General features: G+C 66.3%; 11 protein-coding genes. 3 read left to right on the top strand and 8 right to left on the bottom strand.

Annotated features, from left to right (window positions below; translation table 11 throughout):
- Positions 1 to 128: 128 nt before the first annotated feature.
- Together O6W96_RS01750 and O6W96_RS01755 are read right to left on the bottom strand one after the other, a co-directional pair.
- Positions 129 to 905 carry an arginyltransferase gene (locus O6W96_RS01750; RefSeq protein ID WP_353467970.1) on the bottom strand — a complete coding sequence of 259 codons (777 nt, stop codon included), beginning with the start codon at positions 903 to 905 and terminating at the stop codon, positions 129 to 131.
- A 127-nt stretch (positions 906 to 1,032) separates the two neighbouring features.
- Positions 1,033 to 2,292, bottom strand: a complete 1,260-nt coding sequence (locus O6W96_RS01755; protein WP_353467971.1) for a threonine ammonia-lyase — start codon at positions 2,290 to 2,292, stop codon at positions 1,033 to 1,035.
- Positions 2,293 to 2,349: 57 nt separating this feature from the next.
- Here O6W96_RS01755 and O6W96_RS01760 point away from each other — a divergent pair, with 57 nt between their 5' ends.
- Together O6W96_RS01760 and O6W96_RS01765 are read left to right on the top strand one after the other, a co-directional pair.
- Positions 2,350 to 3,204 carry an NAD(P)-dependent oxidoreductase gene (locus O6W96_RS01760; protein WP_353467972.1) on the top strand — a complete coding sequence of 285 codons (855 nt, stop codon included), beginning with the start codon at positions 2,350 to 2,352 and terminating at the stop codon, positions 3,202 to 3,204.
- Positions 3,204 to 4,886: an amidohydrolase gene (locus O6W96_RS01765; protein ID WP_435372179.1), complete on the top strand. Its 1,683-nt coding sequence runs from the start codon at positions 3,204 to 3,206 to the stop codon at positions 4,884 to 4,886. Before O6W96_RS01760 ends, O6W96_RS01765 begins: the two co-directional genes overlap by 1 nt.
- 9 nt (positions 4,887 to 4,895) lie before the next feature.
- Here O6W96_RS01765 and O6W96_RS01770 read toward each other — a convergent pair whose 3' ends face one another.
- From O6W96_RS01770 to O6W96_RS01795, 6 genes are all read right to left on the bottom strand, one after another.
- Positions 4,896 to 5,783 (bottom strand): acyl-CoA thioesterase, encoded by an 888-nt coding sequence (locus O6W96_RS01770; protein WP_353467974.1) that lies wholly within the window; start codon positions 5,781 to 5,783, stop codon positions 4,896 to 4,898.
- A gap of 73 nt (positions 5,784 to 5,856) precedes the next feature.
- A complete protein-coding gene (locus O6W96_RS01775; RefSeq protein WP_353467975.1) occupies positions 5,857 to 6,984 on the bottom strand; it encodes an acyl-CoA dehydrogenase family protein in 1,128 nt (375 codons plus the stop codon).
- Positions 6,985 to 7,122: 138 nt separating this feature from the next.
- Positions 7,123 to 8,304, bottom strand: a complete 1,182-nt coding sequence (locus O6W96_RS01780) for an acyl-CoA dehydrogenase family protein (RefSeq protein WP_353467976.1) — start codon at positions 8,302 to 8,304, stop codon at positions 7,123 to 7,125.
- A 4-nt stretch (positions 8,305 to 8,308) separates the two neighbouring features.
- Positions 8,309 to 9,613, bottom strand: coding sequence for an amidase family protein (locus O6W96_RS01785; RefSeq protein WP_353467977.1), 1,305 nt, complete (start codon positions 9,611 to 9,613; stop codon positions 8,309 to 8,311).
- 37 nt (positions 9,614 to 9,650) lie between these two features.
- Positions 9,651 to 11,681: a 3-hydroxyacyl-CoA dehydrogenase NAD-binding domain-containing protein gene (locus tag O6W96_RS01790; RefSeq protein WP_353467978.1), complete on the bottom strand. Its 2,031-nt coding sequence runs from the start codon at positions 11,679 to 11,681 to the stop codon at positions 9,651 to 9,653.
- Positions 11,682 to 11,796: 115 nt separating this feature from the next.
- Complete coding sequence (locus tag O6W96_RS01795) at positions 11,797 to 13,017, bottom strand: serine hydrolase domain-containing protein (protein WP_353467979.1); 1,221 nt, start codon at positions 13,015 to 13,017, stop codon at positions 11,797 to 11,799.
- A gap of 193 nt (positions 13,018 to 13,210) precedes the next feature.
- On the opposite strand from O6W96_RS01795, the gene O6W96_RS01800 reads away from it, so the two are divergent.
- Positions 13,211 to 14,917 carry a class I adenylate-forming enzyme family protein gene (locus tag O6W96_RS01800; RefSeq protein ID WP_353468495.1) on the top strand — a complete coding sequence of 569 codons (1,707 nt, stop codon included), beginning with the start codon at positions 13,211 to 13,213 and terminating at the stop codon, positions 14,915 to 14,917.
- Positions 14,918 to 15,277 lie beyond the last annotated feature (360 nt).

Here is a 15,277-nt window from a genome sequence, read left to right on the forward strand (position 1 = left end):
GGGCCCAATTGGCAAAGTCGTCGTAACGGAGCGCTGCGCTCAATTAGCAACGTTTGCCAATTGGACCCCGGCCTCCGCCGGGGTGGTGGCGTTGGGGAACAGCGTACTTCTTCCATTGCGGACAAGTTCTAAACCAACGCAGCAACCCGCGCCGGCGGCGTCGCCACATACACATCCTCCAGCCGCCGCCACCCCGCCGGCCCCAGCACCTCAAGCGGTCGGTACCGCGTCTTGTATTCCATCCGCGGCGAGCCCTTCACCCAGTATCCGAGATACACGTAAGGCAGCCCGGCATCGCGGGCGCGCAGGATGTGATCCATGATGATGAAATTGCCGAGCCCCGGTCGCGCCGTGTCGTTGGCCGCGAAAAAGCTGTAGACCATCGACAACCCGTCAGCCTGCCGATCGGTCAGGCATGCACCGATCAGCGCGCCTTGCACGCCGTTAACCGACGGCTCGCGGTACTCGACGATCACCGAATTGACCGGCGAATGCTCGATCATGTCGGCGTAGTCGTCCTCGTCCATCCCCGCCATGCCGCCACCGGGATGGCGCGTCCCGAGGTAACGGCGCAGCAACTGGAACTGCTCGTCGGTCGCCCACGCCTTGCACGCGGTCACTTCGATATCGCCGAGCCGCCTGAGCAATTTGCGCTGCGTCGCGTTGGGCACGAACTCGTCGGTCACCACGCGGACCGAGACGCATGCCGTGCAGCCCGCGCACGACGGCCGATACGCCACGCCCTGACTGCGACGAAAGCCGATCCGCCCGAGCGCATCGTTCAGCTCGTTCGCATTCGGACCGGTCAGCTCGGTGAACACCTTGCGCTCCTGACGATCCGGCAGATACGGGCACGGCGCAGGGCTGGTGACGAAGAAGCGCGGGAAACGAAAGGGCGCGGTCACCGAGCGGAAAGTCCTTCAGGCAGGCGCGATCAGCCGCGTCGCCTCGTATATGGCCGCCCTGCGCCAACGTGCAATCGGTTTACCACGAATGTCGGTTAACGCGGTAAATCACCGTATCAGAATGGGATCACGCCAGTTCGACGGTCGACGTCTCGTACCCGCCAGCCCGCAGCGCACCCACCAGCCGATCCAGATGCGCACGGTCGCGCAGTTCGCATTCGATGTCGGTGATGAGCCCCTTCGCCGGCAACGTTGTGAAGACTCGCTGGTGATAGATCTCGATGATGTTGACGCGTTCCTGGTCGAAGATCCGCGCGACATGGAACAGCGCACCGGGCTTGTCCTGCAACCGGATGCGCAACCGCGCGAGCCGCCCCGACCGCGCCAGATCGCGCAACAGCACGTTGGCGAGCAGTCGCGTATCGATATTGCCGCCGCACAGCACGATGCCCACGGTCTTTCCCGCGAACCGCTTAGGATGCGACAGCAGCGCGGCGAGTCCGGCGGCGCCCGCACCTTCGACCACGGTCTTCTCGATCTGCAGCAAGAGGCTGACGGACTCTTCCAGGCTGCGTTCGCTGACCAATACGATGTCATCGACCAGTTCGGCGACGATCTTCGAGGTGATCGCGCCCGGCTCCTTGACCGCGATGCCCTCGGCCAGCGTATCGCCGGCGCACGCCATATCGGTGCCGTTGATGCGGTTGTACATCGACGGGAACAGCTCGGCCTGCACGCCGACGATCTCGATCGGGTGACCGCCGGCCTGCTGGCTGATCGCCCGTGCGACCGTCGACATGCCCGAGATAAGCCCGCCGCCGCCGATCGGAATGACCAAAGTGTCGATCTGCGGCACGTCCTCCAGCATCTCGACCGCCACCGTCCCCTGGCCCGCGATGACGCGCGGATCGTCGAACGGGTGGACGAAGGTGAAGCCGCACTCGCCCTCCAGGATGCGGGCGTGCGCATAGGCCGCGTCGAACGTCTCGCCGTGCAGCACGACGTTGGCGCCGTGGCCTTCGGTCTGCATGACCTTCACCGTCGGCGTGTTGGTCGGCATCACGATCGTCGTCGGGATGCCGAGCCGGTTGGCGTGATAGGCGAGGCCCTGCGCGTGATTGCCCGCCGACGCGGCGATGACGCCCTTGGCGCGCGCTTCGGCCGACAGCTGCAACAGCGTGTTGAGCGCTCCGCGCTCCTTGTACGCCGCGGTGAACTGCAGGTTCTCGAACTTCAGATACACCGTCGCGCCGGTCATCTTGCTCAGCGTCTTGCTGATCAGCGTCGGCGTGCGGACGATCGAGTCGCGGATTCGGTCATGCGCGACGCGGACGTCGTCGATCGAGACGGGGAGGGTGGGTGCCGCTACGGCAGCGTGGGTAGCCATGTCCGACCCGCTAGACCATCTGGCGCGCATGGGAAACACCGCTTATGCGCGGAGGCTATGGCAAAACTGGCATTCATCGGAACCGGCGTCATGGGCGCGCCGATGGCGGGGCATCTCGTCGCGGCAGGACACGACGTCACCGTCTATAATCGGACTCAGGCCAAGGCGTTGGCATGGGCTGATAAATATGGCGGCAAGGTTGCCGACACGCCGGCCGCGGCGGCGAAGGATGCCGACGCAGTGTTCACGTGCGTCGGCAACGATGATGATCTCGCCTCGGTCACTCTGGGCGACGATGGCGCGTTCGCCGCGATGCGCGACGATGCGGTCTTCGTCGATCACACGACGGTCTCCGCCTCCATCGCAAGGCGGCTCGCGGGCGAGCGTGCGCTGGGGGTCGACGCGCCCGTATCGGGCGGGCAGGCGGGCGCGGAGAACGGCAAGCTCTCGATCATGTGCGGCGGCTCGGCCGAAGCGATGGCGAAGGCCGAACCCTTCATGCAGGCCTATGCCGCACGCATCGTCCATGTCGGCGAAGCAGGCGCGGGCCAGACCACCAAGATGTGCAACCAGATCGCGATCGCCGGCGTGATCCAGGGTGTCGCCGAATCGCTGCGGTTCGCGCAAAATTCCGGGCTCGATCTCGACAAGGTGTTCGAGGCAATCTCGGGCGGCGCGGCGCAGAGCTGGCAGATGGTCAATCGCTGGCCGACGATGGCGAAAGACGAGTTCGACTTCGGCTTCGCGGTCGACTGGATGCGCAAGGATCTGGGTCTCGCGCTCGACGAAGCGCGGCGCAACGGCGCGGTGCTGCCGGTCGCGGCGTTGGTCGATCAATTCTACGCGGATGTTCAGGCGATGGGTGGGGCTCGTCAGGATACGAGCGCGCTGGTACGGAGACTGCCGAAGTGATGCGTCTGATGGTTTCCGCAGCCGCGATCGCGCTGCTCTCGACCCCCGCTGTTGCCGATGGGATCGTCGACAACGTCAACGGCATTACCGTCGCGGATGGCGGCCGCGTGATCCACTTCAAGGCGATCCTGATCGACAAGGATGGCAAGGTCACGCGGCTCGTCCCCCCCGGCGAGGAAGCGCCCAAGCTCAGCCGCAAGGAATTGAAGAAGAACGCCGGCAAGCCGCTATATGACTGGCGGATCGACATGGGCGGCAAGACCGTGCTGCCGGGCTTTATCGATGCGCATGGCCATGTGATCGAGATGGGTTTCGGCGCGCTGTCGCTCGACCTGTCGATGACCAAGTCGCTCGACGAGGCGAAATCGCGGATCGCCGCCTACATCGCCGGTAATCCAGACCGGAAGTGGGTGATCGGCCGCGGCTGGAACCAGGAGGCATGGGGGCTGGGTCGCTTCCCGACCGCCGCCGACCTCGAGTCGGTGTCGGGCGGCCACCCGATCTGGCTGTCGCGCGCCGATGGCCATGCCAGCTGGGCGAACCGCGAGGCAATGCGCGAGGCTGGAGTCACCGGCTCGACCGTATCGCCGCCGGGTGGCCGGATCGAGAAGATCGGTGGCGCGCCCGCGGGCGTGTTCGTCGATGGCGCGCAGGCGCTGGTTGAGAAGGTCGTCCCGCAGCCGCTGCCCAAGGAGCGCGACGCCGCGTTCCTGACCGCGCAACGCATCCTGCTTGGTTACGGCGTCACCGCGGTCGCTGACATGGGCACGACGCTCGACGACTGGCTGACCTATCGGCGGATGGCGGACATCGGCGGGCTTCGCGTCCGGATCATGAGCTATGCGATGGGTGTCGAGACCGCGAGCCGGATCGGCGGCAAGGGGCCGACGCCGTGGCTGTACAACGATCGCCTGCGGATGGGCGGCGTGAAGCTGTACGCCGATGGCGCGCTCGGCTCGCGCGGCGCGTGGTTGCTGAAGCCCTATGCCGACGCGCCCGGCCAGTCGGGGATTGGTTTCCTCACCGACGACCAGCTCCAGAACCAGATGAGCCGCGCGGCGATGGACGGCTACCAGGTCGCGGTCCACGCGATCGGCGACAAGGCCAACCAGATGGTGCTCGACGCGATCCAGGTCGAGAGCGAGACGTACACCGGCGATCGCCGCTGGCGGATCGAGCATGCGCAGGTCGTCGATCCAACCGACCTGCCACGGTTCGGCAAGTTCGGCACGATCGCCTCGATGCAACCGACGCACGAAACCAGCGACCGGACGATGGCCGAGGCACGGCTCGGGCCGAACCGTCTCGCGGGCGCCTATGCGTGGAAGTCGATGCTGACCAACGGCGCGAAGCTCGCGTTCGGGACCGACTTCCCGGTCGAGAAGCCCGATCCGTTCGCGACCTGGGCAGCAGCGTTCACGCGGCAGGATGCCGACGGGCAACCGCAGGGTGGTTGGCAGCCGCAGGAACTGGTCACCCGCGAACAGGCCTGGTGGGCGATGACGGGTGCGGCCGCCTATGCCGGGTTTGCCGAGAAGCAGTTCGGTGCGCTAGCGCCGGGCCAGCGCGCGGACTTCATCGTCGTCGACAAGGATCCGACGATCGCGTCGCCGACCGATCTGCGCGCGACCAAGGTCGGCGAGACGTGGATCGGTGGCGAGAAGGTGTGGACGCGCCAATAGCCTGCAGGGTTACTGGCGCATCCGGATCAGGCCCTCCTGCGCGACGCTGGCGACGAGGCGGCCGTCTCGCGCGAAGATCTTGCCGCGGTTGAAGCCGCGCGCGTGGCCCGACCACGGGCTGTCGCAGGCATAGAGCAGCCAGTCGTCGGCGCGGAAATCCTCGTGCAGCCACAGCGAATGGTCGAGGCTGGCGGTCTGCAGCCCCGGTGTGATCCAGTTGACGCCGTGCGGAAGAAGCGCGGTGCCGAGCAGCGCCATGTCCGACGCATAGGCCAGGATCGCGCGGTGCATCGCCGGGTCGTCGCCGATCGGTGCGACCAGGCGGAACCAGTTGGCATGGGCCGCGGGTTGCGGAACGGGCTCGATCCAACTGCGCGGGTTGACGGGACGGATCTCGATCGGCCGCTGGCGCAGCATGTGAGCGCGGAACTTCTCGGGGATGCCGTCGATGCTTTCCAGGCGCAGTTCGCGATCGGAGCGCAGGTCTTCGGGCGGCGCGACATCGGGCATCACGTCCTGATGATGGAGTCCATCCTCGGGCGTCTGGAAAGACGCCGCCATGTTGAGGATCGGTTGCCCCTTCTGCATCGCGATGACGCGCCGGGTAGCGAAACTCCGACCCTCGAAATCGCGGACGACGCGGTAGACGATCGGATAGTCCTCGTTGCCCGGCCGCATGAAATACGCGTGCAGCGAGTGCGCGGCCTTGGGGCCGTCGGTCGAGCGTTGTGCGGCCTGAAGCGCCTGCGCGATCACCTGCCCGCCGAACACGCGGCCGACCCCGCCGGGCTGGCGCTTCCCGACATAGAGATCGGTGTCGACTTCCTCGATTTCGAGCAGGTCGACGAGACCCTGGGCGAGAGCTTCGGGCGACGTATCGGCAGTATCCAAGCTCATCTGACCTCCGTGTTCACCCGCGAAGGCGGGTGCCCAGACTGGGCCCCCGCCTTCGCGGGGGTACAGGTTCGGGTCAATACCCCGCCGCTACCGCCAGCCGGTCCGCGTGGAAGTTCGCATCGCCGAACATCTCGGCCAGTACCCGCGCGCGCTTCATGTAGAAGCCGATATCGTATTCGTCGGTCATGCCGATCCCGCCATGCATCTGCACGCCCTCCTGCACGCTAAGCGTCGTCGCCAGCGCGGTCATCGCCTTCGCCACCGACACCGCCTCGTCCGCCCGGTCGCTGCCCTGATCAAGCAACTGCTGCGCCTTAAGCACGGCGGCCCGCGCCACCTCCATTTCCGAATACAGATGCGCGGCACGATGCTGGAGCGCCTGGAAGCTGCCGATCAGCGTTCCGAACTGCTTGCGCTCCTTCATATAGCCGATCGTCATGTCCATCGCCCCGCCGCCGACACCGAGCAGCTCCGCCGAAGCCCCGGTCCGCCCCGCGCGCAACAGGCGGTCGAGCGGCGTCCGCCCCGCATCGACCTCACCAATCACCGCATCCGCATCGACCTCGACGCCCTCGAACTCAAGCCGCGCGGCCAAGCTCGAATCCGCGAGGCGTTCAGCGTTCGCGGTCAGCCCGGCGGCGTCTTTCGGCACCGCGAACAACGTGATGCCGTCCGTGTCGTCGGCGCTACCGCCGGTCCGCGCCGCGACGATGATCAGGTCGGCGGTGTGGCCGTGCGTGACGAACCGCTTGGCGCCGGTCAGCTTGAAGCCGTTGCCCGAGCGTTCGGCGGTCATCGCCACCGTGTCGCGGTGCTTGGCGCCCTCGTCGATTGCCAGTGCAGCGACGGTCTCGCCGGCGATGATCCCGGGGAACCAGCGTTCGGCCTGCCCCGTGCCCTTCAAGGCCTCGACCGCCGCGACCGCAGTGGATAGGAACGGAGAGGGCGACAAATTGCGGCCGATTTCCTCCAGCACCACGCCCGCCTCGACATGGCCGAGCCCGAGCCCGCCCTGGTCCTCGCCGATCAGGATGCCGGTGAAGCCCATCTCCGCGAACTGCTTCCACAGGTCGCGCGAGAAGCCGGTCTTGTCGTCGGCATCGCGCAATGCGCGCATGTGGCTGACCGGCGCGTGTTCCGCGACGAAGTCGCGGATGGTGTCCTGAAGGACGGTCTGGTCGTCGTCTAGATACAATGGCATGTCTTCGTCCTTCTGCTCCCTCGCCCCTTCGGGGAGAGGGTCGGGGAGAGGGGCTGTTGGGTCGGATCGCCCGAGCCTCACTGCCCCTCTCCCGCCTTCGCTTCGCTGCGGCACCCTCTCCCCGAAGGGGCGAGGGAGTTACGCCGGCAATTCCAAAATCCGCTTGGCGACGATGTTGAGCTGGATCTCGCTCGTCCCGCCCTCGATCGAGTTGGCCTTGGTGCGCAGCCACGACCGCGGGATCGCCCCGCCGCGCGACCGCTCGCTGTCCCATTCGAGCGCATCCGATCCGCCCGCCGCCATCATCAATTCGTACCGACCCTTGTTCAGCTCGGTCCCGTAATATTTCATCATGCTCGGCTGGGCCGGGTGCGCCTTGCCCGCCTTCAACTCGTCGATGAACCGCTCGGACATTGCCCCGAACGCCTTCGCGCGCACCTCGAACAACGCGATCGACGCGCGCAGCAACGGATCCGCCAGCCGCCCGTCATGACCGAGCCCAACGGTCGCGATCGCCCCGTCGATCAACGGATTGCCGCCGCTGGAAGCGAGGCCCATGCCGGAAATCATCTCGCGCTCATGCCCGAGCAGGTATTTTGCGACGTCCCAGCCCTTGTTCTCCTTGTAGACGCGGTTGACCTTGGGCACCTCGACATTGTCGAAGAACGTCTCGCAGAACGGCGAATTGCCGCTGATCAGCAGGATCGGCTTGGTCGACACGCCCGGCGAGGCCATGTCGAACAGCACGAAGCTGATCCCGCCCTGCTTCGAGGTCTTGTCGGTCCGAACGAGGCAGAAAATCCAGTCGGCCTTGTCAGCGTAGGAGGTCCACACCTTCTGCCCGTTGACGAGGTAATGGTCGCCCTTGTCCTCCGCCGAGGTGGCGAGCCCGGCAAGGTCGGACCCCGCATTGGGCTCCGAATACCCCTGGCACCAACGGATTTCCCCCCGCGCGATCTTCGTCAGGTGATCGAGCTTCTGCTCCTCTGTCCCATATTTGAGCAATGCCGGCCCGAGCATCGATATCCCGAACGAGTTCAGCGGGTTGCGCGCCTTTATTGCCGCCATCTCTTCGCGCAGGATCTTGGTTTCGGCGGGTGAAAGGCCGCCACCGCCATAGGCCTTGGGCCAATCAGGCACGGTCCAGCCCTTGGCCGCCATCTTGTCGAGCCACTCCTTTTGCGCAGGGCTCGACGGCTTGAACTGACGTCCCCCCCAGCAGACGTCGTCCTCCGAGCGCACCGGCTTGCGCATCTCGGGCGGGCAATTCTCCGCGAGCCACGCACGCGTTTCGGACCGGAAAGTATCGAGGTCGGACATCGGATCAGCTCCTGCTTAGTCGATTGCACAGCGCGGCGACGGCGATCGCGTCGTGGTCGCGGTAACGGTTGGTGATGACCTGCACGCCGATCGGCAGGCCGCGCGGGTCGGTCCCGACGGGCACGCTGGTCGCGGGCAGATTGGGGAAGGTGGCGATGCCCGCCCAGGCGAACTGGACGCCGAACGGGGTGTCCTCGCCGTCTATCGACAGCGTCCGCCGCGCGACGTTGCGTTCGGCGATGTGCGCGAAGGCGTTCACGCCGCTGGCGGGCGCGATCACCGCGTCGAACTCTTCGAACAGCGCGCCCCATGCGCGTTGCAGCCGCGCCTGCGAGTCGAGCAGGTCGAACCAGTGCGACAGCGTCGCGACCTTGCCGTCGCGTGCAGGCCCGCCGCGGGTCATCGCGATGCCGAGCATCCGCATATAGTCGGCATGCTGAGCAGCGAGGTCGATCGGCGGGGGTGCGCTTGAAATGATGGCGCCGGCCGCAGCGAGGGCTTCACCGACGCGCCCGATCGCGCCGACGATCGACGAATCGACGCGTGCCGAGGGATGCGCGGTGAGCAGCAGGATGCGTGGTCGGGCTAAGTCGACGGTCGCGCGCGGCAAGGGGATGTCGGCGAGGATGTCCAGCGCAACGGCCAGATCCTCGGGATTGCGCGCGAGCGGTCCGATCACGCCGAGAGCCGCGCTTGCCCCGTCGGTGCCGGGCACGCGGTGGCCGAGATCGGACAAGGCGCCATAAGTCGGCTTATGCCCCCAAACGCCGCAGAACGCGGCTGGCACACGGATCGAGCCGCCGATATCGGAGCCGAGCTCGAGCGGTACCATCCCCGACGCGAGCGCCGCCGCGGCACCACCCGACGATCCGCCGGGTGTCAGCGTCGGGTCGAGCGGATGGTTCGTCCGGCCATGGATCGGATTGTCCGCCTGCCAGTCGCTCAACAGCACCGGCACGTTGGTCTTGCCGAGGATCACCGCGCCCGCTGCCTTCAGCCGGGTTACGGCCACGGCATCGCAGTCGACGATATTGTCGCGGTGGACCCCGACGCCCCAGCTGGTCGGCAGCCCGGCGACGTCGAACGATTCCTTCACCGTCATCGGCACGCCGAACAGCGGCCGATCGTCGGGACCCTCCGCATCGAGCGCCCGCGCCGCCTCTCGCGCCCGCACGAAATCGCGCACGACGACGGCGTTGATCGCACCGTCGCGCGCCTCGATCCGCGCGATCGCCGCATCGCACTCCGCGAGCGCGGTCGTCTCGCCTGCACGGATCGCCGCTGCCGTCTGGAGCGCGGACCGCTCCATCAGCGTGCGGTTGCCCGAAAGGAACGACCGCGACCGATCACTTCAGTCGACCACCCGATGCCGCGGCATCCTTCAGCGACTTCGCCACCGGGAACCCGTATTTCTCGAGCCCCGCGACGACCTTCGCCAACCCCTCCGACTGCGCCCAGAACATCGGCCCGCCACGGTACACCGGCCAGCCATATCCGTAGATCCAGACCACATCGACGTCCGACGCGCGCTGTGCCTTGCCCTCTTCGAGGATCAGCGCGCCTTCGTTGACCATCGTGTAGAGCGTCCGCACGACGATCTCCTCGTCGCTGATCTCGCGCGGCGTCACGCCCGACTTCTTGCGGAAATCGTCGATGATCTCGGTCACGCGCGGCGAGTTCGACGGCGTCCGCTTCTCGTCGTAATCGTAGAAGCCCGCCTTGGTCTTCTGGCCCCAGCGGTTCTCCGCCGCCAGCGCATCGCGGATGTTCTCGATCCGGCTCGGGTCGCGGTGCCAGCCGATGTCGACGCCCGCCAGGTCGCTCATCTGGAACGGCCCCATCGGCATCCCGAACGCGACATGGACCTTGTCGATCTGCTCCGGGCTCGCGCCTTCCAGCAGCAGCTTGGTCGCCTCGACCTGACGCGGCATCAGCATGCGGTTGCCGATGAACCCGTAGGTGACGCCCGCCACCACGGCGACCTTCTTGATCTTCTTCGCGAGCGCCATGACGGTCGCCAGCACGTCGTCCGCGGTCTTGTCGCCGCGCACGACCTCAAGCAATTTCATTACGTTGGCCGGCGAGAAGAAGTGCATCCCGACCACGTCCTCGGGCCGCTTGGTGCAGGCCGCGATCGCATCGATGTCGAGATACGAGGTGTTCGACGCCAGGATCGCGCCCGGCTTTGCGATCGCGTCGAGCTTGGTGAAGATCTCCTTCTTCACCTCCATCGTCTCGTACACCGCCTCGATGATCAGGTCGCATTCCGCCAGATCGGCGAAGTCGAGCGTCGGCTTCAGCGCACCCATCGCCTGTTCGACCTGTTCGGGCTTCATCCGGCCCTTCGCGGCGGTCGCCTCGTAATTCTTGCGCACGACGCCGGTGCCGCGGTTGAGCGCGTCCTGCTGCATCTCGACGATCGTCACGGGGATGCCCGCGGACAGGAAGTTCATCGAGATGCCGCCGCCCATCGTGCCCGCACCGATCACGCCGACGCGCTTGATCTTGCGCAGCTTGGTGTCGGCGGGGACGTCGTCGATCTTGGCCGCCTGACGCTCGGCAAAGAAGATGTGGCGCTGTGCGGCCGACTGCACGCCCATCATGAGCTTCATGAATTCCTGGCGTTCGAAGGCGATGCCCTCTTCGAAGCTGGAGCCATCGGTGGCCTTCTCGACGCAGGCGATGTTGGCGGCCGGCGCGTCGAAGTTACGGAAACGACGGGCGTTCTCCTTCTTGAACGCAGCCACGGCATCCGGATCGGCCTGCGCGGTCTTCTCGGACGCGCGGGGCAGGGGGCGCTTGGTCGCGATCTCGCGCGCAAACGCGACGGCATCGGCTTCGAGCGAGTCCTCGCCGACGATCTTGTCGATCAGGCCAGCATCGAGCGCCTTCTTCGCCGAGATCGGATCGCCCTTCGCGGTCATCTCCAGCGCGAGCTTCACGCCGGCGATCCGCGGGATACGCTGCGTGCCACCCGCGCCGGGGAGCAGACCGAGCTTCACCTCGGGCGTACCGATCTTCGCCGAGGGAACGGCGACGCGGTAATGGCAGCCGAGCGTCACTTCGCAGCCACCGCCGAGTGCGGTGCCGTGGATCGCCGCGACGACGGGCTTCGACGACGCCTCGATCATGTCGACGACGGTCGGCAGGCCGGGCTCGACCATTTCCTTGCCGAACTCGGTTATGTCCGCGCCTGCGAAGAACGTGCGGCCGTCGCAGCGGATCACCATCGCGGTGATGCTGTCGTCGTTCACGCCCTCCTTGATCGCGGCTTCGAGACCCTGCCGCACCGCGGCGCCGAGCGCGTTAACCGGCGGGTTGTTCGAGATGATGACGAGCACGTCGTCATGGCGTTCGGTGCGGATCGGGCTGGTCATTCTTGTCTCCTGGTGCCGGCCCCGTCATCCCGGCGAACGCCGGGACCCAGAGCCAAATTCGGTGTGCGTGCGGCCCTGGGTCCCGGCGTCCGCCGGGATGACGGCCGTTGGGGGATCAGGTCATCGCCGCGTAGATCATCGTCTTCAGTTCGCGGCGGATGGGATAGAAACTGCTCGGCGAAAGCTGCGTCATGAACACCATCGACAGGCGTTCGACGGGATCGACGAAGAACGCGGTCGAGAACATCCCGCCCCAGTAGAATTCGCCCTTCGACCCCGGCACCATCGTCTTCGCGACGTCGTCCGTGATCGCGAACCCGAGCCCGAAGCCGGTACCGGCGTTCGAGGCCTCGCTGAACAGCGACTTCGACATCGCCGCGAGATCGGATTTTCCGGGCAGGTGGTTCTGCGTTATCAGGTCGAGCGTCTTGCGTCCGAGGATGCGCGCGCCGTCGAGTTCGCCGCCGTTGAGCAGCATCGTGTTGAAGCGGTGGTAATCGAGCGCCGTCGAGACCAGCCCGCCGCCGCCGGAAACGAGCTTCGGCTGCCGGCTCCATGCGCTTTCCGCACCACGATCGTACATCACGCGACCCTTGCCCGGCGCGAGCGAGTAGCAATCGGTGAGACGATCGAGCTTCTCGGAGGGAACCTTGAAGAAGGTGTCGTCCATCTTCAGCGGCGCGAAGATGCGTTCTTTGAAGAACTGGTCGAGCGGCAGGCCCGACACGCGCTGCACTACCGCGCCCAGGACGTCGGTCGCGACCGAATAATTCCACGCGGTGCCGGGCGAGAATTCAAGCGGGATCTTCGCCAGCGCGCCGATGAACCCGTCGAGGTCATACCCGCCATGCCAACCTTCGATCTTGCCCTCGCGGTAAGCGGCGTCGACGTTCGAGCGGTTCTGGAAGCTATACGTCAGCCCCGAGGTGTGGCGGAGCAGGTCGATCATCCGCATCGGTTCGGCGGTCGGCCTGGTCATGAACGGCACGCCGCCGCCACCGCCGTCATAGACGCCGATATCTTTGAACTCGGGCAGCACGTGGTGGACCGGCGTATCGACCGCGACGAGGCCCTGCTCGACCAGCATCATGAACGCGACCGAGGTGATCGGCTTGGTCATCGACGCGATCCGGAACAGCGATCCTTCGTCGACGCTCTTGCCGCCCTCACGCGCCGCGCCCGCGTTCGAAAAATGGACGATCTCGCCGTCACGCGCGATCAGCAATTGCGCGTTCGGCAGCTTGCCCGAATCGATGTAGCGCGTCTGGAGCAGCGTATCGATCGCCGCCAATCGGCTCGCATCGAAGCCGTGCGCGGCAGGTTCAGCGATTTTCACGATTTGGCCGTCCGTGCCATGATCCGCTCCATACCCCTAGTTCGAACTTGGTGCCTCTATTGCCTTGAGTGCGGCAGGAATCAACTATAACCTGTCTTCGAACAGGCGATAAGCCAAACCCGAAATTCAACTCTGGAGTCAACCGGTCTTGGCAAGCGAACCGATCATCGCACTCGATCCCTCCTGGCCGGCGATGTCGCTCGCCGATGCCGAGCGACTGCTGACCGCCCCAGGCGCGAAGTTCGAAATGGAGATGCTGACGATCGGCGGCATCGAGACGCGCATCTGGAAGAACGCGCCGCCGTCGCTGCGCTGGCTGGCCGAGGCGGCGCGGGCGCATGGCGAACGGGTCTTCACGGCGTATGAGGACGAGCGCGTCACCTACGAGGCGAACTTTCGGGCGATCGCGGTGCTCGCGCACCGGTTGCGCGAAATGGGGATCGGTCCCGGCGACCGCGTCGCGCTGGCGATGCGCAATTTGCCCGAATGGCCGGTCGCGTTCTTCGCAGGCGCGAGCATCGGCGCGATCATGGTGCCGCTCAACGCGTGGTGGACCGGCGCGGAGATGGAATACGGCTTAGCCGATTCGGGCGCTCGCGTGCTGATCACCGACGACGAGCGGCATCACCGGCTGGAGGCGGCCTACGCGACGTTGCCGGCGCTGGAGCACGTGTTCGTCGCACGCGCCGCGGAGCCGCTGACCGGGATCGTGACGCGGCTGGAGGACGTGATCGGCATCCCACACGACTGGGCGGCATTGCCCGATATCGGCCTGCCCGAAGCGACTATCGCGCCCGACGACGACGCGACGATCTTCTACACCAGCGGCACCACCGGCGCGCCGAAGGGGGCGCTCGGCACGCACCGCAACATGATGTCGAACATCCTGTCGGGCGGCTATTCGTCGGCGCGCTCGTTCCTGCGCCGCGGCGAGGCGCCACCCGAGCCGACGCCGCGTGTGACATTGACGGTGATCCCGCTGTTTCACGTCACCGCCTGCTCGGCGGGGATGATGGGGGTCATCGCGACGGGCAGCACGATGATCTTCATGCGGAAATGGGACACGATCCGCGCGATGGAGATCATCGAGCGCGAGAAGGTCAACATCACCGGCGGCGTGCCGACGATCGCCTGGCAGCTGCTGGAGCACCCCGACCGTGGCCGCTACGATCTCTCGTCGCTCGAATCGATCGCTTATGGCGGCGCGCCCGCTGCGCCCGAACTGGTGAAGCGCATCTACGCCGAGTTCGGCGCGATGCCCGGCAATGGCTGGGGCATGACCGAGACGATGGCGACCGTCACGCATCACGGCGGCGAGGACTATCTCAACCGCCCGACCAGCGCGGGGCCTCCGGTCGCGGCGGCCGACCTGAAGATCATGGCGGACGACGGCGTGACGGAGATGCCTCCGGGCGAAGTCGGCGAGCTCTGGGCACGCGGCCCGATGATCGTGAAGGGATACTGGAACAAGCCCGCCGCGACCGCCGCGACCTTCGTCGACGGCTGGGTCCGAACCGGCGATCTCGCTCGCCTCGACGAAGAGGGGTTCTGCTACATCGTCGACCGGGCCAAGGACATGATCATCCGCGGCGGCGAGAACATCTACTCCAGCGAGGTCGAGAATGTCCTCTACGCGCACCCCGCGGTGACCGACGCGGCGCTGATCGGCATTCCGCACCGGATCCTCGGCGAGGAGCCGGCGGCGGTGGTCCATCTCGCACCGGGGGCGGTGACGACCGAGGCGGAGTTGCAGGGCTGGGTGCGGCAACATCTGGCGGCGTTCAAGACGCCGGTCGCGATACGCTTCGTCCACGAGACGTTGCCGCGGAATGCGAACGGGAAGATCTTGAAGAAAGATCTGCAGGTGCTGTTCGAGGACCGGGTGGGGGTGTCGGCGTAGGAGGCCATCCCTGATACTGCTCCGTCATCCTGACGAACGTCAGGACCCAGGGTAACGGAGGGCCGCACTTTTTGGCTCTAGGTCCTGACTTTCGTCAGGATGACGGAGATCGAGTGTCTCCGGAGCAAGGTATGATCGGACATAACACGGTCTTTTCGAGGAATTCCATCGCGCTGGCACCGCGCGCCGCTTGAATGCCGGCCGGGATTACGGAATGGGAGTGGCAAAGGAATTGCCATGACGGACGAGGGTCTTCGCCAGGAAACGCACCAGCCGGGGGGCGGGGACGGCGTCGTTGCGGAAGGTCCGCCGGCCGAGAGTGCGTTCGGGCTGCCGATCGCGGTCGGGGTCGAGGATGCG

It is taken from the genome of Sphingomonas faeni, assembly GCF_040407495.1.
GTDB classification, from domain to species: Bacteria; Pseudomonadota; Alphaproteobacteria; order Sphingomonadales; family Sphingomonadaceae; genus Sphingomonas; species Sphingomonas faeni_D.